At 53.0% G+C, this 19,261-nt stretch carries 16 protein-coding genes and 1 tRNA gene; 5 read left to right on the forward strand and 12 right to left on the reverse strand.

Annotated elements, in window-relative coordinates:
* The first annotated feature begins 494 nt into the window (after positions 1-494).
* Both HRQ63_RS04485 and HRQ63_RS04490 read left to right on the forward strand, forming a co-directional pair.
* Positions 495-671, forward strand: coding sequence for a YjfB family protein (locus tag HRQ63_RS04485; RefSeq protein ID WP_172239709.1), 177 nt, complete (start codon positions 495-497; stop codon positions 669-671).
* Positions 672-806: 135 nt separating this feature from the next.
* Positions 807-1,652, forward strand: coding sequence for a GNAT family N-acetyltransferase (locus tag HRQ63_RS04490; RefSeq protein WP_172239712.1), 846 nt, complete (start codon positions 807-809; stop codon positions 1,650-1,652).
* Between the two features lie 73 nt (positions 1,653-1,725).
* Here the strand turns inward: HRQ63_RS04490 and HRQ63_RS04495 are convergent, their stop codons facing one another.
* Positions 1,726-2,481, reverse strand: coding sequence for a hypothetical protein (locus HRQ63_RS04495; RefSeq protein ID WP_172239715.1), 756 nt, complete (start codon positions 2,479-2,481; stop codon positions 1,726-1,728).
* Entirely contained in the window at positions 2,478-2,927 is a 450-nt protein-coding gene (locus HRQ63_RS04500; protein WP_172239718.1) for a flavodoxin, read from the reverse strand. Before HRQ63_RS04500 ends, HRQ63_RS04495 begins: the two co-directional genes overlap by 4 nt.
* Before the next feature lie 189 nt (positions 2,928-3,116).
* On the opposite strand from HRQ63_RS04500, the gene HRQ63_RS04505 reads away from it, so the two are divergent.
* Entirely contained in the window at positions 3,117-3,986 is an 870-nt protein-coding gene (locus HRQ63_RS04505) for a class I SAM-dependent methyltransferase (RefSeq protein ID WP_172239721.1), read from the forward strand.
* Entirely contained in the window at positions 3,986-4,738 is a 753-nt protein-coding gene (locus HRQ63_RS04510; RefSeq protein ID WP_172239724.1) for an RluA family pseudouridine synthase, read from the forward strand. Before HRQ63_RS04505 ends, HRQ63_RS04510 begins: the two co-directional genes overlap by 1 nt.
* A gap of 417 nt (positions 4,739-5,155) precedes the next feature.
* Here the strand turns inward: HRQ63_RS04510 and gyrA are convergent, their stop codons facing one another.
* The 5 genes from gyrA to HRQ63_RS04540 all read right to left on the reverse strand — a co-directional run bounded on the left by gyrA (position 5,156) and on the right by HRQ63_RS04540 (position 12,583).
* Positions 5,156-7,612: a DNA gyrase subunit A gene (gene gyrA, locus HRQ63_RS04520; protein ID WP_172239730.1), complete on the reverse strand. Its 2,457-nt coding sequence runs from the start codon at positions 7,610-7,612 to the stop codon at positions 5,156-5,158.
* A 24-nt stretch (positions 7,613-7,636) separates the two neighbouring features.
* Positions 7,637-9,616, reverse strand: coding sequence for a DNA topoisomerase IV subunit B (gene parE / locus HRQ63_RS04525; RefSeq protein WP_172239733.1), 1,980 nt, complete (start codon positions 9,614-9,616; stop codon positions 7,637-7,639).
* Positions 9,617-9,709: 93 nt separating this feature from the next.
* Positions 9,710-10,699 (reverse strand): ABC transporter permease, encoded by a 990-nt coding sequence (locus HRQ63_RS04530; RefSeq protein WP_371873178.1) that lies wholly within the window; start codon positions 10,697-10,699, stop codon positions 9,710-9,712.
* Complete coding sequence (locus HRQ63_RS04535) at positions 10,696-11,667, reverse strand: ABC transporter ATP-binding protein (protein WP_172239735.1); 972 nt, start codon at positions 11,665-11,667, stop codon at positions 10,696-10,698. Before HRQ63_RS04535 ends, HRQ63_RS04530 begins: the two co-directional genes overlap by 4 nt.
* 100 nt (positions 11,668-11,767) lie before the next feature.
* Positions 11,768-12,583 (reverse strand): GDSL-type esterase/lipase family protein, encoded by an 816-nt coding sequence (locus tag HRQ63_RS04540; RefSeq protein WP_172239738.1) that lies wholly within the window; start codon positions 12,581-12,583, stop codon positions 11,768-11,770.
* Positions 12,584-12,801: 218 nt separating this feature from the next.
* Between HRQ63_RS04540 and HRQ63_RS04545 the strand changes: the two genes are divergently transcribed.
* A tRNA-Lys gene (locus tag HRQ63_RS04545) sits at positions 12,802-12,874 on the forward strand.
* A gap of 228 nt (positions 12,875-13,102) precedes the next feature.
* Here the strand turns inward: HRQ63_RS04545 and HRQ63_RS04550 are convergent.
* The 5 genes from HRQ63_RS04550 to HRQ63_RS04570 all read right to left on the reverse strand — a co-directional run bounded on the left by HRQ63_RS04550 (position 13,103) and on the right by HRQ63_RS04570 (position 19,230).
* The gene (locus tag HRQ63_RS04550) at positions 13,103-13,657 is read right to left on the reverse strand and encodes a CAP domain-containing protein (RefSeq protein WP_172239741.1); all 555 of its coding nucleotides are present in this window, start codon (positions 13,655-13,657) and stop codon (positions 13,103-13,105) included.
* A 177-nt stretch (positions 13,658-13,834) separates the two neighbouring features.
* Positions 13,835-14,290, reverse strand: a complete 456-nt coding sequence (locus tag HRQ63_RS04555; protein ID WP_172239744.1) for a GNAT family N-acetyltransferase — start codon at positions 14,288-14,290, stop codon at positions 13,835-13,837.
* The gene (gene purT / locus HRQ63_RS04560) at positions 14,280-15,470 is read right to left on the reverse strand and encodes a formate-dependent phosphoribosylglycinamide formyltransferase (protein WP_172239747.1); all 1,191 of its coding nucleotides are present in this window, start codon (positions 15,468-15,470) and stop codon (positions 14,280-14,282) included. The genes HRQ63_RS04555 and purT overlap by 11 nt, the downstream gene beginning before the upstream one ends.
* 146 nt (positions 15,471-15,616) lie before the next feature.
* Positions 15,617-17,461, reverse strand: coding sequence for an ABC transporter ATP-binding protein (locus HRQ63_RS04565; RefSeq protein WP_172239750.1), 1,845 nt, complete (start codon positions 17,459-17,461; stop codon positions 15,617-15,619).
* Positions 17,458-19,230, reverse strand: a complete 1,773-nt coding sequence (locus HRQ63_RS04570) for an ABC transporter ATP-binding protein (protein WP_172239753.1) — start codon at positions 19,228-19,230, stop codon at positions 17,458-17,460. The genes HRQ63_RS04565 and HRQ63_RS04570 overlap by 4 nt, the downstream gene beginning before the upstream one ends.
* Positions 19,231-19,261: the final 31 nt, after the last annotated feature.

The following is a 19,261-nucleotide window of genomic DNA, read 5'->3' on the forward strand; positions in this document are numbered from 1 at the left end:
CGACTCTCATGGATGAATCGTTTCCTAAATAATCCTGATACTGCTCACTGCGCTAATACGACCGCCAGATCGTATGCGCTATATGGCGAAACCGTGCGTTATAATTCTGAGTTGTCACTCTACGGCGAGAGACTTCGTTACTTGAAACCTAAAACAACGAAAGCCCTACCTCTCTTCCATCCTTGCGGCTCCGAAGACCGCGCCAGTGTGATCCGGATATCAAAGCATATGCTGCATGCGCATAATTTCGTTATTCAAGTGTCCACAATGTTTATTATTATAGCGCAGTTTCCTGATAAAGTCAAACTTTTGATAGGGGAAATACGGATGCTGCAGGAGAAGTTTCCAGCCTATGCTTCCGAAACGCATTTCTTCGCAATAAACGAGAACGCATCAAAAGCCCTATTTGCGATTGCCCTTTTTTGGCCGATAACAGCCGTAGGCTTATATTCGAACGGACTCCGAGTCCGACAGCCGGAAAGGAGGAACCCGACATGGATATTGCGGCGCTTTCCACGGCGATGAGCCAGGTAGCCGTCACCCAGCAGGCCTCGATTCAGGTCATGAACATCTCCATGGATCAAGCCAAGCAGCAAAGCGAGCAGTTTGCCAAAATGCTGGAGACGAGCGTTGCCCCACATTTAGGCGGCTCGGTCGACTTCCGCGCGTAATCGGCACGGCTCCCGAAAAGACTCGGATGCGGGAACTTCGCGCCGAGTCTTTTTAAGTGAGTTCATGTTCTTTTCATGCTATAATTCGTTCATCTTCTCCTTCTATTTATACATATCGGGTCACAGGAGGTTCACTTGCTGAACGAACAACAACTTCAAGACATCAAATCGCTCCAACAGATCTGCGAGCAGCGGGACGGTATTCTGCTGAAACTTAACGACGATATGCTGCGAATGCCTTCGCGGGCAGATCATATGGATTACCTCCATTATGAAGGGGATGCATTGATCGGCTTCTTGGCGCTCTACGGCTTCGGCGGACAGCTGGAGGTCTGCGGCATGGTTCATCCCGATTATCGCAGACAAGGCATTTTCACGCGTTTATGGAACGAGGCTTTGGCTTCCGGTCGACTGTCGACCGTGTCTTACATCCTGTTCAACGCGCCGAAGGCTTCGCTTTCCGCACCGGAATGGTTGAAAACGATCCGCTGCCGTTACTCTTTTTCCGAATACGAAATGGCTTGGCACCCGCTTCCTGAACAAGACTTTTCCGCGGCCGATCCGACAGTCTCGGTTTCTTATCGTCCGTATGAAGAAGAGGATCAAAATTACGTGCTTCAGCTTTACGCCGACGGTTTCGACACGAATGAAGAAGACACCGCGGAAATGCTTGCCGAAGAAGCTTGCAGCTCCAAACGAATTCGAAGCATGGTCGTGTATCATGGAGAAACGGTAGGCACGCTGGTAATGGATTACGATACGCCGGGTCAAGCCTGGTTGTTCGGATTCGTAATCGACGGCGCTTACAGAGGGCAAGGCATCGGACGCAGCATTTTGTTGCAAATGATACGACGCGAAAACGAAGCCGGGCTTCAGCCCCATATCGGCGTGGAAACGCAAAACGATCACGCGCTGCGACTTTACGAAAACTGCGGATTCCGCTCCTATGTCGTGCAGGATTATTACGAACTGCGATTGTAATAGGGAAAAAGCCTTGTTCGTCCGCACGATGCGGATTCGAACAAGGCTTTTTCCTGTTAGACATGATTCGCGATCAGCTTAAACGAAACGCAGCCGCAGATTCGACCGCATCTTGCTTGCAGCGTCCGCAAGCGCACGTCTGCCCGCTATTCGTCTCCTCCATGCCGCTATGCGCCAGTCTCAGGTAATCGAGCGATTTTTCATAAGGAACATCATCCAGCGACAAGCAAATCCGTTCGCCGTCCAACACGCTGCAGACTTCGATTTTCGCCGGATCGGTTCCGAAGGCATGGCGACAAAATACCCGCGCCGCATGTCGGTAACCGTCCAGCACTTCAGGATCGTCATCCACCGCGAATTTTTGCAAATGAATCCCTTGTCCGTCTTCGCTCTGCCAGACTACTTGAAAGATCATCGACAGGTCGATTCCCAGATCGGGAACATGCGTCTCGAACTGCTCATAGAGCATGACCGGACGATGTCCCTCATAACCGTCGGAGATGAAAAAAGACTTCAGATGACGGGCTACGCGATCTTTCAGTTCCCAGTAGCTTTTTTCCGAATCGAAGTAAGAAATACGGCGCGGCCAGCGGTAATCCACCAGCTCACCTGTATCCGCATGACGGCGAAGCTCCGGTTCGACGGAGTAATAGCGATTGACGGCATGGCCGACCGCGTACTGTACGCGCTGCGTCCAATGGTATCCGCCATCGGATTTGCGAGTCGTGTCGGACTGCCTGGCCGAGGATAACCAACGCTCCAACCGATGGTCTTGCAGCAGCGGGGTCTCCTCGGCGGAAGGCGTCGGAAGCTCCCTCATGCTTCTCATACGCCGACCGTGCTGCCGACGAAGTTTCTGCCGAATGCACGGCAATTCTCGCGTTCGTCGCCGGACGGGTTCAACTCCAGCTTCAGAGGCTCGAGAATCATTTCCGCGCCTCGTTCAGCCAGCTTTTCCTGTAACAGGTCGACGGCCTTCGCGAACTGCTCGTATACCGTATCGCCGCTGCCGAATACCGCCGCCTTTTTCCCTTTCAAATCCAGGTCGTCCAGGTCGTCATAAAAATCGAGGAACTCGTCCGGCAGCTCACCGTCTCCCCAAGTGTAAGCCCCGAGCATAATGCCGTCGTAGTCAAGCAAAATGTCAGCGCTGCAGTCCTCGGCCAATTTGATCGTGACTTCGCCGCCCGCTTCTTGAATGCCGCTTGTGATCAATTCCGACATTTCCTCCGTATTGCCGGTCATGCTGGCGTATATGAGAATGAGTTTGCTCATGATTAGACCTCCAAGTTCAAATTCCAATATCCTCTATCATAATGATAATGATTATCAGTGTCAACTGGTTTTGAATTTCTGGATTTTTACCCCCTGTTCGGATACAATGAAGGTCTGGGAATTACGGCGATCGACGGCGTATACATCCTCTAGGGCAATCACGATAAAATTAAGGGTGGTTCAATCACAATGTACATGGCTCAAAACTGGAAAGACTATGAACTGATCGATACAGGCGCGGGCGACAAGCTTGAGCGTTGGGGCGACGTGATTCTTCGGCGTCCGGACCCGCAGATCATCTGGCCGATCGCGGACGAAAGCGGACCTTGGCGCGAGACCGCAGGTCACTACCACCGCAGCTCGGCGGGCGGCGGTGCTTGGACGTGGAAAAAGCAGCTTCCCGAGCGTTGGACGATCAATTACGACGATAAACTGAAATTCTATATCAAACCGACCAGCTTCAAGCATACGGGATTATTCCCGGAACAAGCGACGAACTGGAGCTGGATGATCGACAAGATCCAAAACGCGGGACGTCCGATCCAGGTGCTGAATCTGTTCGCTTACACGGGCGGCGCTACGGTGGCTTCGGCTTATGCCGGCGCTAGCGTCGTGCATGTCGATGCGGCCAAAGGCATGGTTCAATGGGCAAAAGAAAACATCGAACTCTCAGGCTTGAAAGATCGTCCGGTGCGCTTCATTACGGACGACGTGTTCAAATTCGTGCAGCGCGAACAGCGCCGCGGGAACAAATACGACGCGATCATCATGGATCCTCCTTCCTACGGACGCGGCCCGAACGGCGAGACGTGGAAGCTGGAATCCAGTTTGTATCCGTTCCTTGAATCGTGCATGCAGATCCTGTCCGACGATCCGCTGTTCATGCTGATCAACTCGTACACGACAGGCATCTCCCCGACGGTATTGTCCAACATGTTGGAGATGACGATGAAGCCCCGTTACGGCGGCCAAATCAGCGCAGGCGAAATCGGACTTCCGATCTCCCGCTCGGGTCTGACGCTGCCTTGCGGCATTCTGGGTCGCTGGGAGTCGAAATAATGAATACCCCCGACGAACGATCTTCGGCAGGGCTATCCGGCATTTCGGTCTTGCTGGAAGATAATCACCTGCTCGGCGTCGTCAAACCGGTCAATATCCCGGTACAGGAAGATGCCAGCGGCGATGCGGACATGCTGACCCTGCTTAAAAGCGACCTCAAAATCCGGCACGATAAACCGGGCAATGTGTTCTTGGGCCTGGTGCATCGGCTGGATCGTCCGGTCGGCGGCGCGATGATCTTCGCCAAAACATCGAAAGCGGCTTCCCGCTTGTCGGATTCGGTACGCACCCATTCGATTCGCAAAACGTATGCTGCCGTCACGAACGGTATACCGCGCGAACGCGAAGGGCATTTGGTCCATTATTTGCTCAAAAACGAGCGCACGAATACCGTCACAGCCGTGCGAAAAGGAACGCCGGGCGCCAAAGAGGCGATTTTGGATTATAAGGTCTTAGCCGAAGACGGTAATCGGGCCCTGATGCATGTAGAGCTGCATACGGGACGCTCGCACCAGATTCGCGTGCAAATGAGCAGTATCGGCTGCCCTCTGTATGGCGACCAAAAATATGGCGCGGCATTGACCAAACCCGGCGAGCAGATTGCCCTTTGGTCGGTGCGTCTTCGATTCCCGCATCCGGTAACGAAGGAATCGACGCTGCTGATTTCGCTTCCGCCGGAAACGGCTCCTTGGACACAGTTTTCGGACAATGCGTACAAGCTGCTGCGAAACGAGCTGGAACACGGAGAATGAAGTCAGTGATCAAAGACAAGGGCAAGGCCGAATAACGGCACAAAAAAAGACGTTAGGGGAGAGCTGCTTCGAGCAGTCGAACCGACGTCTTTTTTAACGGAAATAGATTGACCGGAGGATGAAAAAGATAAGCGTAATCGCAGCGCTTGCACCGCTGATGCTCCAGGATACGACATGCTTGCGCGTATACGGAATATATTTGCGTTCCATGTATCCTCTAAATCCCAAAACCAGCGAAAGCGTCAAGAACACAAGAGGATTGGTGCTCATAAAATCGATCTATTAGACGCGAAAGGAACGGTTTCGGTTGCATTTTTCGTGAAAACCGACGAGCCCAAAAATGAGTATGATAAAAAAGACGTTCCTTGCGCTTACGCGCACGAAACGTCTTTTTTGTTGGCGATTGGCGCTTACCTTTTAGACGGTCGAATCCCGTTCGAACGAAGGCAGCAAATCAAGTATCGTATCCGACTTTTCCACGTTAATCAACGCTTTGCCGATATGCTTGCGTTCGGTCAACGGTGCTTTTCCGGCCGGGAACTCAAGTCTCTCCCCGTTGGACAGTACGGCAACAGCCGGCAATGTATCGCTTGTGTTGTATGCCGCCATAATTCGATTGCCGTTCGGCTTCACTCTTTTTCCTTCCTTGAACTCGAAGGTCGCGATGCCTTTGCCTCCGCGACTTTGCGACGGGTATTCCAGCAGCATCGAACGTTTGGCATGACCCAAATCCGTCACGACCAGGACTTCGCCGTCATCGCCTTTCACGAACAATGCAGCCGTGACCTCGTCTCCATCCTTAAGCTGAATACCGCGTACGCCGGCGGATACCCGACCCATCGGCGACACTTCCTGTTCGCCGAAGCGAATACTCATGCCTTGCGCCGTTACCAGAAGCATGTCTCGGCCGCCGTCGCTCAGATTTACCTGAACGACTTCGTCCCCTTCGCCCAGCTTGCAGGCGGCAACGCCTCCGCTGCGCTTGGTCGCGTAATCGCGCAGCGCGGTTCGTTTAACCTGTCCTTTTCGCGTCGTGAAGACCAACGATTGCTCCGACTCTTCAAGTTCTTTGACCGGAATGATCGAGACGATCCGTTCTTCCTTATCGAGCGGAATAATATTGACGATTGCCGTACCGTTATCTTTCCATTTGAACTCCGGAACCTGATGGACCGGAAGCAGATAAAATTGTCCCCGCTGCGTGAACACAAGCAAACGATCCAGCGTGCTTACGTCAAGCAGATGACGAATATAATCGCCTTCCCGCGTCCCGGATGCGTTACGATCGCTGCCCGAACGCGTGAACGAAGCCATGCCCGAACGCTTGATGTAGCCTTCTTGCGACAGCGAGACGATCACGTCTTCCTGCGGAATCATCACTTCCAGATTCAGCTTGATTTCTTCGACTTCGCTCTGAAGATCGGAACGGCGGGCAATACCGAATTTATCGCGGATTTCCGTCAGTTCTTTGCGAATGACGTTATCCAGCTTGCGGCTGCTCGACAGGATGCCTTCCAGCACGTTGATCCGTTTTTCCAGATCCGAATGCTCTTTTTCGAGCTGGGTAATCTCCAGATTGGTCAGACGGTACAATTGGAGAGTCAAAATGGAATCGGCTTGGCGTTCGGTAAAACCGAACATCCATTGCAGATTGTTTTGCGCGTCCTGACGATTTTTCGAAGCGCGGATCGCGGCGACGACATCGTCCAGGATATTCAGCGCTTTGACCAAACCTTCGAGTACGTGCGAACGGTCTTTGGCCTTTTCCAACTCGTGCGAAGTACGCTTGGTAATCACTTCGCGCTGGTGGTTGATATAGGCTTCGAGGATCGCTTTAACGCCTAATTGCTGCGGTGCTTTATTGACGATCGCGACCATGTTGAAGTTATAGCTGACCTGAAGATCGGTTTTTTTGAGCAGGTACGCGAGAATGCCGTTGGCATCCGCGTCTTTTTTCAGCTCAACCACGATCCGCATGCCTTCGCGGCCGCTTTCGTCCCGAACCTCGGCGATGCCTTCTACCTTTTTCTCGAGCCGAATATTTTCCATCGCCGTAACGAGACGGGCTTTGACGACTTGATACGGAATTTCGGTGATGACGATCTGCTGCTTGCCGCCGCGCAAACTTTCGATTTCCGTCCGGGAACGAATCTGAATTTTGCCGCGGCCGGTGGAATACGCTTCGCGAATCCCCGCTTCGCCCATTACCGTGCCGCCCGTCGGGAAGTCGGGTCCTTTGATATACTGCATGATGCCGTCCAGATCGATGCCCGGCGTATCCATGACCGCGATGCAGGCATCGATAACTTCCTGCAAATTATGAGTCGGGATTTCCGTGGCAAAACCGGCCGAAATTCCGCTGACGCCGTTCACTAACAGATTGGGATAACGCGCAGGCAGCACGACCGGTTCTTTTGCCGTGTTATCGAAATTGTCTTTGAACTGGACGGTACGCTTGTCGATATCGCGCAGCATCTCCATCGCGATCGTCGACAAGCGAGCTTCCGTATAACGCATTGCCGCTGCCGGGTCATCGTCGATAGAGCCCCAGTTGCCGTGTCCGTCCACAAGCGTATGCGCCATTTTCCATGGCTGAGCCATACGCACCATGCCCTCGTAGATCGAAGAGTCGCCGTGCGGGTGGTAGTTGCCCATCACGTCTCCGACCGTCTTGGCCGACTTGCGGTAGCCTTTTTCCGGCGTATTGCCCGATTCGTACATCGCGTACAGAATCCGGCGTTGAACAGGCTTCAATCCGTCGCGGACGTCGGGAATCGCACGGTCCTGAATAATATATTTGGAATACCGGCCGAAGCGGTCGCCGACCACTTCTTCGAGAAAAGCCGGTTTGAAAATTTCCTCCGGTACGCTCATCGATTATAAGTCTCCTTCTATCGCTTATTCTTCCACTTCGGTAAAATCCACGTTCTCCACGATCCAGCGCTTGCGCGGGTCGACCTTGTCGCCCATCAATGTGGATACGCGTTTCTCTGCTTTCGCCGCATCTTCCACCTGAACCTGAAGCAAAGTGCGGGTGGTCGGGTCCATCGTCGTTTCCCAGAGTTGATCCGGATTCATTTCGCCGAGGCCTTTATAACGCTGAAGTTCGAAATTTTTGCCGCCTTTGGTCAACTTCTCAAGTTCTTCGTCGCTCCATGCGTACACGACCTCGTTCTTGCGCGAACCTTTACGGGTGATTTTGAACAGCGGCGGCTGGGCAATATACACGCGGCCCTGATCGATCATCGGCTTCATGTATCGGTAGAAGAAAGTCAGCAGCAATACCTGGATATGCGCGCCGTCCGTATCCGCGTCGGTCATGATGACGATTTTGGCAAAATTGCTGTCTTCGATCGCGAATTCGGGACCGATGCCCGCGCCGATTGCCGAGACGATCGCCCGGTATTCTTCGTTTTTCAGGATTTCGGCCAACTTGGCTTTTTCCGGATTCAACGGTTTGCCTTTCAGCGGAAGAATGGCTTGAATTTTGGAATCGCGCCCCTGCTTCGCGGAACCGCCGGCAGAGTCGCCTTCGACGATAAAGAGTTCGGTCTTCGTGAAGTCTTTCGATTGCGCCGGAGTCAGCTTTCCGTTCAGGTTGGAGCTTTCGCTGCGCTTTTTGCCGGTCCGCATCTCGTCGCGCGCTTTGCGCGCCGCTTCCCGCGCGCGCGCGGCCTGAACGGCTTTGCGGGTCAGAATTTGCGCGGCCTGCGGATTCTCTTCCAGGAACTGCGCGGTCTTGTCCGACACGATCGCATCGACCGCGCTGCGGGCCGAAGCGCTGCCGAGCTGGTCTTTGGTCTGGCCGACGAACTCGACATCGCCCATTTTGATACTGATGACGGCCATCATGCCTTCGCGCAGGTCGCCGCCTTCCAGGTTTTTGTCTTTTTCCTTTAGCAAACCTGTTTTACGCGCATATTCGTTCAAAATACGCGTATATGCCGTCTTGAAGCCTGTTTCGTGCGTACCGCCGCCCCGCGTAGGAATGGAGTTAACGAACGAAGCAATCGTTTCCGTATAACCGGCGTTATATTGGAAAGCCACTTCGACTTCGATATCGTCTTTTTCCGCATAAAAACGAACGACGTCATGCAGCACTTCTTTGCCTTCGTTGAGGAACTCGACGAACTGCTTCGCTCCGCCTTCGTAGTAGAACTCTTCTTCCGTTTCCGTACCCTTGCGCTGATCGGTCAATACGATACGCAGGCCGGAGTTCAAGAAAGCCAGCTCCTGCAAGCGTTCAGCTAGCGTATTATAGGTCAGGGAGATCCCGTTCTTGAAGACGCGAATATCCGGCTTGAACGTAACTTTCGTGCCGGTCTGTCTCGTATTTCCCAGCACCTCAAGCCCCGTTGCCGGTTCTCCGACATGCTCTACGCCCTTTTTGTCCACGCGGTATTCGAACCGTTGACGATGAATTTTGCCGTCGCGGTAAATTTCGACTTCCAGCCATTCGGACAACGCGTTCGTTACCGATGCGCCGACGCCGTGCAGGCCTCCGGACTTTTTATATCCTCCGCCGCCGAATTTGCCGCCGGCGTGCAGAACGGTATAAACGACCTGGGGCGTAGGCACGCCGCTTTTGTGCATGCCCGTAGGAATGCCCCGTCCGTTATCGCGTACAGTGACGGAACCGTCCTTGTTCAACGTTACTTCAATCCGGTCGCAATATTTCGCCAAATGCTCGTCGACAGCATTGTCCACGATTTCCCATACCAGATGGTGCAGGCCCGAAGAGCTGGTGCTCCCGATATACATACCCGGCCGTTTGCGAACTGCGACCAAGCCTTCGAGCACCTGTATGTCGTCCGCATCGTATCCTTGAACGGCCTGCGGGGCCGCCGTCTGTTCTGCCGTATCGATCTGTTCGGCCATGATTTCTCCCTCTTTCTCTCTTGCTCGCTCTTTGCCTCCGGATCGTCAGCTTACCGAAATGCAAACAAGTGTTTTCATTTTTCTCTTTTCATTTTAAGTCAAAACGTCCCTTTTCGTAAAGACGATAAACGAAATAAACACGGAAACCGCTCCCCATGCCGCTAAAACAGCTAATGAAAAGCCTAATGTCATGCCGTCGATCGGCGCAGGATTACCCGCCAGATACTCGGTCAGCCCAAGATTTACCATAAACAGATATTTGGCGCTCGTCCAGGCCGAAGCCATATTGGTCAAAATGGAGCCTGAAATCAAAGCGGCCATCATGACGACGATGCTTGCAGCCGTACTCCGCACCAAAACCGATACCATGAACGCCAACAGCGCGACCACGATTCCGACAAACCAAACCAGTCCCGCCTGCATCAACAAATATTGCCACTGAGGCGTCGCTTGCACATAGGTCAGATCGACGTCGGACCCGTTCAATACGAATCCGGTGAAGATCGGAATACTCCAACCGGAATAGCCGAAAAAGACGCCCGAAATCAAATAACAGACCAGATAGGCGCTCACGACGATCAATGAGACGAACATAAGCAGAGCCGTCAATTTGCTTAACAGCACTTTCCAGCGCCGCACCGGCCTTGCAAGCAGCATCTTGATCGTGCCGCCCGTTCGTTCCGAGGAAACCAGGTCGGAAGCGATTGTCAGAATCATCAAAGGAATAAACAAGGCCGCCGAGTTATTGATGAACTCGCGAGTGAATGTCACCCCGCCCGGTTCGTTCGGATTCACGTCGTTATCGAGGTAATACTGCATCTGCTGAATATAGATTTGCCGATAAATTTTCCACTCTTGCGGAACCCGATCGCTGCTCAGCGAGTTCTGGTTATCGATAATGGCTTGCTGCACTTCCAATCGCCAATCCGTACCGTAACTCTCTTGGCGTTCAAGCGATTGTCGCATCTGCGCATAACTGAAGATCGGCACCATAATGGCAAGAATCAAAAGCACGATGTAAAAACGCTTTTTCTTGATGATCTTGACGACTTCGTTTTGTACCATAGCCCAAAACCGTTTCACTCGATGCCCTCCCCTTCGGTCATTTGCAGGAAAAGTCGCTCCAGCGTGGGGGCAACGCGGTGAACGCCTCTTACGGCAATGCCTTCGCGGACCATCACGTCGAGCACTTCGGCTACACGCTCTTCCGGCGTCTCGGTCACGATGCTGCGCTCGTTCAATAAAGCGGCAGCGGCATCTTCCAGTGCTTCCGCTCCGGCCGAATCCACAATAACGATATCTTCATATTCGGCAAGCAAAGTCAAAGCTGCGGCTTTCGGTTCAACGTCCCAAATCACCATTCCTCGGCCTGCACCCATCAACTCGTCGACCGACCCTACCGCAAGCTCTCGGCCACCGCCGATAATCGCGACCCGATCGCAGAGCAGTTGAATCTCGCTCAACAAATGACTGGATACGAAAACCGCGAGTCCCGCCGAAGCCAGTTCGCGGATAAAAGCTCGCATTTCCTTGATTCCTTTGGGATCAAGACCATTGGTAGGCTCGTCGAGAATCAGCACTTTCGGCCGGGCAAGCAGCGCTTGCGCGATCCCCAGACGCTGACGCATTCCGAGCGAATAGGTACGAACCTTCTCATGAATCCGTCCGCCCAGATGAACAAGTTCCGTAACCTCGCGAATGCGTCGTTCGTCAATTCCATCCTGCATGCGGGCAAAATGCATCAGGTTCTCCCAGCCTGTCAGATAAGGATACATTTCCGGATTTTCGACGATGGAGCCTACATGCTTCAGCGCTTCTTCCGGTTGCTTTTGCACATCGAAACCGCAAATTTCAACGCTTCCGGAGGTCGGTTTAATAAGACCGACCAGCATGCGGATCGTCGTCGTCTTGCCTGCGCCGTTCGGACCGAGAAAGCCGAAAATTTCGCCTTCCCGCACGTCGAAGCTGATGCTATGAATGATCGTTTTACGACCGATTCGCTTATTTAAATCCCGTACACGCAGAACGAAACCGTCGTCAGACTGATTCATCTTTCCCCGTCCCTTCCTTGGTTATCGACTTTTTCAAAGGTTCATGCGGTCAACGTACTAATACCTTGTCAACATTAAAGGCAAGGTTACGCTCTCAAACTTATTCCAACCCTTGAACGATTCGCTGCGCAATACGCTCATAGCCGTCCGAGTTCGGATGAAAATGATCGGATGACAAGTAAGCGCCGGGATCTCGTTCAAACAGGTCAAATGTCGGTGTCAGGACCATATTCTTCCCTTTAGCAATACGTGCCGATGCTTGGGCATTCCATTCGGCAATCCCCAGATCGCCTTCATCGCGCAGCGATTCGATATCGCCGAACGGATTATATAAACCCAGATAAATAATGCGTGCCGTCGGATTGATAACCCGAAGTTGATCAAGTGCTTCGCCAAGCCGTTGCGAGGCCGAAGGCAAAGCCGTATCCAACGCGTTGGCATCCGGTGCTTCCGTACTCGTTTGTAAAGCCGCACCGCCTTGAAACAGGTCGTTTGCACCGATCGACAGCAAGATTATATTAGCTTCCTTCAATACATAACGAACGCCGGGTTCATTCAATTCCGTCAGTAACTCCTGCGTAGTCATGCCGTTAATTCCGAGATTATTAAGAAAACGCACTTCGCGATCGCCGCTTTGACCCAACAAAACCGCGGCCCGCCGGGCAAATCCCTGTCCGGTTGCATCTCCTGTTCCCTTGGCAAGCGAGTCGCCGATCGCAACGATCCGGTAACTTCCGTCTTCGGTCGAAGGAGCGCGTTCTGTCAACGGAGCAACCGCAGAAGCATCGGCGTTCGCAAGGTTAGGCCTCGGAAACATCAGCTCTTGCGCTCCGTATCCGAAACCAACAGCCAGCAATAAAGCAGAAAGTGCCGAAAGTACGGCCGTTGTTCGCCATATCCACTTCCACGAATTCATGCTTCTCCTCCTTATATGAAAGACAACAAAAGTTTAAGCTTTCGCGTATGCGCCACGTACCTTACCTTAAGTGTTCGTGAAGCAATTTGCAAACGCGGTTCGAAATTTTTTTAACTTCTGCAAAAAGATACTTGCTAAGCTATTTTAATTTATGATAGGATATTCTTTGTCGCCAGAAATAATCGTTCAATGATGAAGGCGGCCGTTACAAAAAATATGGGACATTAGCTCAATTGGCAGAGCATTCGACTCTTAATCGACAGGTTGTAGGTTCGATTCCTACATGTCCCATTCTTTATATAATGAACGATCGCGAAGAACCCCAACCTCCCAAAAGGTTGGGGTTCTTCGTATTCCAAAATCCAACGTAACTGGAAACGAGAAGACGGAGAGAAAATTCAGTTCAATACGCCTTTGAACTTGGAAAACTTCGACTAAAAATTTCAATCGACTTTTCCAAGTGAGACAGCGAATTGAACGAATTTTTCTCGGAGTCTTCTCGTTTCTCCACCCGCCCCATCAACCAATAAATAACTGAACCCAATATCCATTATAATAGCCGACGCCGATCGAGGTGAAGCTTGGGTTCAAGATGTTGCTTCGATGTCCTTCGCTATTCATCCATCCTTGCATCACGCTCTCGGGCGAACGCTGTCCCATCGCAATATTCTCACCCGCTGTTCGGAACGGTACCTTTTGTAATCTCAAGAGGTTGAAAGGAGAACCGTATGTCGGAGAGGTATGGTCGAAGTATCCTTTCTTCGACATATCCATGGCTTTCAAACGCGAAGCCTTCGCTGTGCCTGCATGGATCGTAAGCGGCTTGAGCCCAGCCTTGCGACGTTCCAAGTTCACCAGATAAACCACTTTGGCGGTAAACTTCGACTTATCGGTTGTCGTTTTTGCATACGCGGCTTCATAAGCGGTTTGGGCATGCGCATTTTCTAGGGGGCCTACCCCGTACACACCGCCCATTACGAACGTAGAGGCCAAAGCAAGCAAACTTATTTTCTTGCAGAAGGCCACTGCAACGCTTGGCTTTGCTTTTCGCTTTTTCATGCTTGATGCGTTCATGCTTGTTCCTCCTCTATTTCCTTGATGACTTTGACTCTTTGCATGGAATTGGAACCTATATCCATTTACCCGTAAAATCAGGCTGGGTAATCCTTAAGGCGATCTAAACAAAAAGGCCCCGCTCGCAAGAGCCGGAACCGAAGGGTAAGGAATTTAAATGTATGTGGTCTGTTAGTCTTACAGCGCTTTGATGAATTTGCAGCCGAACTTCTCAAAACCGGCATGTTGATAGAACTCGTGTGCGCCAATACGATCCTCGCGATTGATTCCGGTCAGGAACAGAAAGCGGCATCCCGATTCTGTAGCCCAGGTTTCCGCTTGCTCGACAAGCAAACGGCCGATTCCGCAGCCGCGGCAATCCTCGTTTACGATCAGCCCGGCAATTTGAACCATCTGCGCTTCCGATCCTCGTGCAGGAATCAAACGCAGCGAGATCATCCCCACCGCTTTGCCGTCTTTTTCTGCCAAATAAGTCTGGAAATTCGGATTGTTTTCGCGCGATTCCAATTGCTCGCGCATGACGCTAGGCGTCGTAGGATACGACAGTTTTCGCATCAATTCCGTCAATGCGGCAGCATCGCTGCAAGAAGCTACGCGAAGGCTCGCTGTTTTTTCCAATACGTTAGTTGTCATCCGAATACTCCTCTTTTAGCAGGCCGGCCGCTTCGCGGGCACGGCTGCGCGCAGTTTCCACATCTTCCGCCGCGCTAAGCGCGACGGCCATTCTGCGACCCGGCTTCGAATCGGGCTTGCCGAATATTCGAACCTGGGTACGCGGGACGCTCAAGGCTTCCGTCAGACCGCCAACTTTGAAATTTTCGCTTGATCGGGTTGCTTTCAGCGTTGCCGAAGCCCCCGGTACCAGCAGTTCGACTCCCGTGATAGGAAGTCCCAGTATCGCTCTCGCGTGCAGCGCGAACTCCGACAGATCCTGCGTAACCATCGTTACCATACCGGTGTCGTGCGGACGCGGCGATACTTCGCTGAAGACAACGCCGTCCTTCGTCAGGAACAATTCAACGCCAAACAGCCCATAACCGCCAAGCTCGTCTGTAATTGCTTTTGCAATCCGCTTGGCTTCTTCAAGCTTACCGTCATCCATCCGGTGCGGCTGCCAGGATTCCACATAGTCGCCGTCCTTCTGGATATGCCCGATCGGCGGACAAAATGACGTTCCGGATACGCTCCGAACCGTCAACAGTGTAATTTCGCTTTCAAAGGGCACGAATGCTTCCACGATGACCCGGGTGTTGTTTTTTGCTCGCGCGCCTTCCAAAGCAAACTGCCAGCACTTCTCGGCATCCTCCGGCGTCTTCAACACGCTCTGTCCTTTGCCCGAAGAGCTCATGAGCGGCTTGATCACGCAAGGCGCGCCGAGTTCGGCCACCGCCGCCTTCAGTTCATCCAAACTGTCCGCAAAACGATAGGCCGCCGTCGGCAGGCCTAACGTCTCCGCGGCCAAGCGACGGATACCCTCGCGGTCCATCGTCAATCTGGCGGCCGTAGCCGTCGGAATCACGCGGAACCCTTCCGTCTCGAGCTTCTCCAACATCGGAGTCGCGATCGCTTCGATCTCCGGTACGATCAGATCCGGCTTTTCCCGCAAGATCAACTTCCGCAATGCGTCCGCGTCCAGCATATCGATCACATGGCTGCGGTGTGCGACCTGCATGGCGGGAGCACCCTCGTAACGATCGACGGCTATGCATTCCACGCCAAGCCGCTGCGCTTCGATGACGACTTCCTTGCCCAGTTCACCGCTTCCGAGAAGCATGATTTTCTTCGCGTCCGCGGATAATGGAGCCCCCCACATCGTTGACCAACTCCTACGCTTTTTGGTTTATCCTTATCTATTTTGTCTGCTGGCAGACTGAATTGCAACCCCGATCGCTCAAATTTTTATGAAAAAATAGCGAAAACCCGCGAAAATTGTCGCAGGTTTTCAAAGAAATATCCTTTTTACAAAAAACGGAATTGAGCTTCGACCAAGCCGTTGTAAATCCCGCCATGTTTAATCAATTCGGCATGCGTGCCTTGTTCCTTGATCTCGCCGTGGTCGAGCACGATGATCTTGTCGGCATGGCGAATCGTGGAGAGACGGTGTGCCACGATGAAGGAGGTTCGGCCTTCAAGCAGCACTTTCAGCGCTTCTTGGATCCTCAATTCCGTCTCCGTATCGATGCTGGCCGTGGCTTCGTCCAGGATCAAGATTCGCGGATCGGCAAGCAGGGCCCGGGCGAACGAAAGCAATTGCCGCTGCCCCATGGAAAGCGCGCTTCCCCGTTCTTCGACTTCCGTATCGTATCCGCCGGGAAGCGCCATAATAAAATCGTGCGCTTTGACGGCCCGCGTGACTTCTTCGATCTCCGCGTCCGTCGCGTCCAAGCGGCCGAAGCGAATATTTTCGCGAATGGTGCCCGAGAAAATGAACGTATCCTGCAGCACGATTCCGATCTGCGCGCGCAGGCTTTCCAGCTTGACGTCCCGCACGTCGTTGCCGTCGAGTTTGACGGAGCCTTCGCTAACGTCGTAAAAGCGGCTGAGCAGATTGATGATCGTCGACTTGCCGGAGCCGGTATGGCCGACGAGCGCGATGGATTGCCCGGCTTTAGCTTCGATATCGATGCCTTTAAGCGCTTGGCGTCCCGGTTCGTACTCGAACACGACTTTTTCCAGATTGACGTCGCCCCGAATTTTCGGCAGCGGCTTCGCTCCCGGCTTGTCGTCGATGCTCGGCTCCTCGTCCAGGAACTCGAAAATACGTTCCGACGAAGCCATCGCCACAAGCAGTTGGTTGTACATTTGGCCCAGACGGTTGATCGGGTCCCAGAAGTTGCCGACATAGTTCGCGAACGTCACGAGCAGGCCGACCGTTACTTCTCCCTGTTGGATCAGATAGGTACCGTACCAGAACAGGATCATCGATCCGAACCCGCCCGTGATCTCGATCATCGGTCCGAAGGCCTGGTTCATCGTCGAAGCGCGGTTCCAGGATTTCCGGCTGTCCGCGTTCATGCCGTTGAAAAATTTCATGTTTTCTTTTTCCTGCGTGTAGGCCTGAGTCACGCGAATGCCCTGGATCGCTTCGTTCAAGTGCGAATTGATCCGAGAGTTTTTGAGGCGGACATCCTGCCAAGCCATGCGGATTTTCTGGCGCAGCTTGGTCGAGATAAAGAACATGATCGGAACGGTAATCATCACGGCCAGTCCCAGCTTCCAGTTGATCAGCAGCAAAATGACCATGATTCCGGCCAATTGAACGCAGTCGATCATCGCGTTGACCGCGCCGTTCGTGAACAAATCCTGCAGCGAGTTGACGTCGTTCGTTACCCGTACCAACACCGAACCCGCCGGGCGCTTGTCGAAGAAATTGAACGAGAGCTTCTGGATATGCTTGAACAGCGAAGAGCGAATATCGTAAATGACCCGCTGCCCGATGATATTCGTGTATCTGATCCGGAATACGTTGGCGACCCATTGTACGAGATACAGTCCGAGTACCGCGGCCGTTACGATGTAGAGCAGCTTTTGGTCGCCGCCTTTGATCGCTCCGTCGATCGCCACGACCCCGGTCAAATACGGAACCGCAAGTTTCGTGACGGTTCCGAGAACCGTCATGATGAGAATCAGCGGCAGCATCTGTTTGGCGTACGGACGCATGTACGAGAACAGCCTGCCGAACTGTTTCCAATTGAACGCCTTGTCGATATCGTCGTCGTCCTTATAGACGAAACGGCTTTGGTTAGGGTCGCTCTGCGCTTTTTTGCCTAGCTTGGGATTGAACTTTTCTCCGTGCGTGCTCACAGGCTTCCCCTCCCTTCTTCGTCTTCCGCCGTTCGAGCGATATGGTCGGCGTATTGAATGTTATAGACTTCCTGATAAGGGCCCGGCTCGGCGATCAATTGTTCGTGACGGCCTCTTTGCACGATATGCCCTTCGTTCAAGACGAGAATTTCGTCGGCATGGCGCAGCGAAGAAATCCGGTGCGCGATGATGAACGTCGTCCGTCCTTTCATCACTTCTTGGAAGCCGGCTTGGATTTCGTGTTCGGTCTCCATATCGACGGCGCTAGTCGCATCGTCCAGGATCAGGATTTTCGGATTTTTGAGCAGCGCGCGCGCGATCGCGATCCGCTGCTTCTGACCGCCGGACAAGCCCATGCCGCGCTCGCCGACCACCGTATCGTAGCCTTCTTTCATTTCCATGATGAAGTCGTGCGCTTTGGCCAATTTGGCCGCGCGGACGATGTCTTCCATCGGAACGTCGTTCATTCCGTATCCGATATTGCCTTTGATCGTCGACGAGAACAAGAAGGTTTCTTGGAATACGGTCGCGATCTGACCCCGCAGATCTTCGACGCGAAGATCCCGGATATCGACGCCGTCGAACTTGATCGATCCTTCCGTGACGTCATAGGCACGCATCAGGAGTTGAATGATCGTCGATTTGCCCGCGCCGGTTCCGCCGAGCAGCCCGATGACTTTGCCCGGAGGCGCATCCAGATTGATATCATGCACCGCGTGCAGCTTGTTGCCGTAAGCGAATCCGACTTTTTCGAACGTCACCTGTCCGCGAACCGTTTCCGGATCGAGGGCCAAAGCGTTTTCTTTGTCGCGGACGTCGATCGGTCTGTCCAGAATCCCAAGTACCCGTTCGCCGGAAGCTTCGGATTGCGTGTAGTTGTTGATATGGAAGCCTAATCCCCACATCGGTCCGATAATGTACCAGATCAGACTGAAGAAAGCGACCAGTTCACCAATCGTCAGCGTTCCGCGAATGACCATCGTGCCGCCGACGCCGAGCAGAAGTACCGCACAGCCGGAAGCCAGAAGTTCCATAACCGGGAAGTAACGGCTCCAAAGCCCGGAAGCATGAAGCTGATTGTCTTTGTAGCGGTCGTTGCGCAGAGAAAATTTGCCCACTTCATGCGGTTCGCGAGCAAAAGCTTTGACCGTGCGGACCCCTGTGACGTTCTCCTGAACGGCCGTGGTCAGGGAGCCGAGCGCAAGACGCATTTCCTGAAAAGCCGGATGAATCCGCGATTCGAAGCGTATGGCCACGAATACCAGCGGCGGAATCGTGATCAGCGTCCACAGCGTCAACTGCCAATTGATCGACAGCATCATCGCGGCGCCGAAGCCGACCATCAGGAACAGATTGAGGATTTGGGCGAACCCGAAGCCGATAAACAAACGGATCGCTTCGAGATCGCCGGTCAGACGGGACATCAGATCGCCGGTTCTGGCCGTGTCGTAATAACGGAACGACAAAAATTGCAGTTTCTCGTAACATGCGTTGCGCAGCCGGTAAGCCAAAAAGTTACCGAGACGCGCGCCGAAGAAACCATGCAAAAACTGCATGATCGCTTTGAGTGTCACGACGCCGACCACGGCCAGCGCAAGCTGCGGCACCAATTCGAAATTGCGCGGTGTAATCACGTCATCGATTAAAATCTGAAGTAGTTTGGGGTACACCAACCCCAAGGCAGTGGCGATTGCCAGAAAAAGAATCGAGACGAACATATACGTCTTCTTCTCCCAGTAATAGTCCTGCAGTCGCCTGAGAACGTTCATGTCTTTCCTCCTCGTTTTCGGGATTGCCGAA

It is taken from the genome of Saccharibacillus endophyticus (genome assembly GCF_013185185.1).
Lineage (GTDB): Bacteria > Bacillota > Bacilli > Paenibacillales > Paenibacillaceae > Saccharibacillus > Saccharibacillus endophyticus.

What these genes read in the sequence shown, in the direction of transcription:
- HRQ63_RS04485 (WP_172239709.1), top strand. Translation starts at nt 495, where the DNA reads ATGGATATTGCGGCGCTTTCCACGGCGATGAGCCAGGTAGCCGTCACC.
- HRQ63_RS04495 (WP_172239715.1), bottom strand. Translation starts at nt 2,481, where the DNA reads ATGAGAAGCATGAGGGAGCTTCCGACGCCTTCCGCCGAGGAGACCCCG.
- HRQ63_RS04500 (WP_172239718.1), bottom strand. Translation starts at nt 2,927, where the DNA reads ATGAGCAAACTCATTCTCATATACGCCAGCATGACCGGCAATACGGAG.
- HRQ63_RS04505 (WP_172239721.1), top strand. Translation starts at nt 3,117, where the DNA reads ATGTACATGGCTCAAAACTGGAAAGACTATGAACTGATCGATACAGGC.
- HRQ63_RS04510 (WP_172239724.1), top strand. Translation starts at nt 3,986, where the DNA reads ATGAATACCCCCGACGAACGATCTTCGGCAGGGCTATCCGGCATTTCG.
- gyrA (WP_172239730.1), bottom strand. Translation starts at nt 7,612, where the DNA reads ATGAGCGTACCGGAGGAAATTTTCAAACCGGCTTTTCTCGAAGAAGTG.
- parE (WP_172239733.1), bottom strand. Translation starts at nt 9,616, where the DNA reads ATGGCCGAACAGATCGATACGGCAGAACAGACGGCGGCCCCGCAGGCC.
- HRQ63_RS04535 (WP_172239735.1), bottom strand. Translation starts at nt 11,667, where the DNA reads ATGAATCAGTCTGACGACGGTTTCGTTCTGCGTGTACGGGATTTAAAT.
- HRQ63_RS04540 (WP_172239738.1), bottom strand. Translation starts at nt 12,583, where the DNA reads ATGAATTCGTGGAAGTGGATATGGCGAACAACGGCCGTACTTTCGGCA.
- HRQ63_RS04550 (WP_172239741.1), bottom strand. Translation starts at nt 13,657, where the DNA reads ATGAACGCATCAAGCATGAAAAAGCGAAAAGCAAAGCCAAGCGTTGCA.
- HRQ63_RS04555 (WP_172239744.1), bottom strand. Translation starts at nt 14,290, where the DNA reads ATGACAACTAACGTATTGGAAAAAACAGCGAGCCTTCGCGTAGCTTCT.
- purT (WP_172239747.1), bottom strand. Translation starts at nt 15,470, where the DNA reads ATGTGGGGGGCTCCATTATCCGCGGACGCGAAGAAAATCATGCTTCTC.
- HRQ63_RS04570 (WP_172239753.1), bottom strand. Translation starts at nt 19,230, where the DNA reads ATGAACGTTCTCAGGCGACTGCAGGACTATTACTGGGAGAAGAAGACG.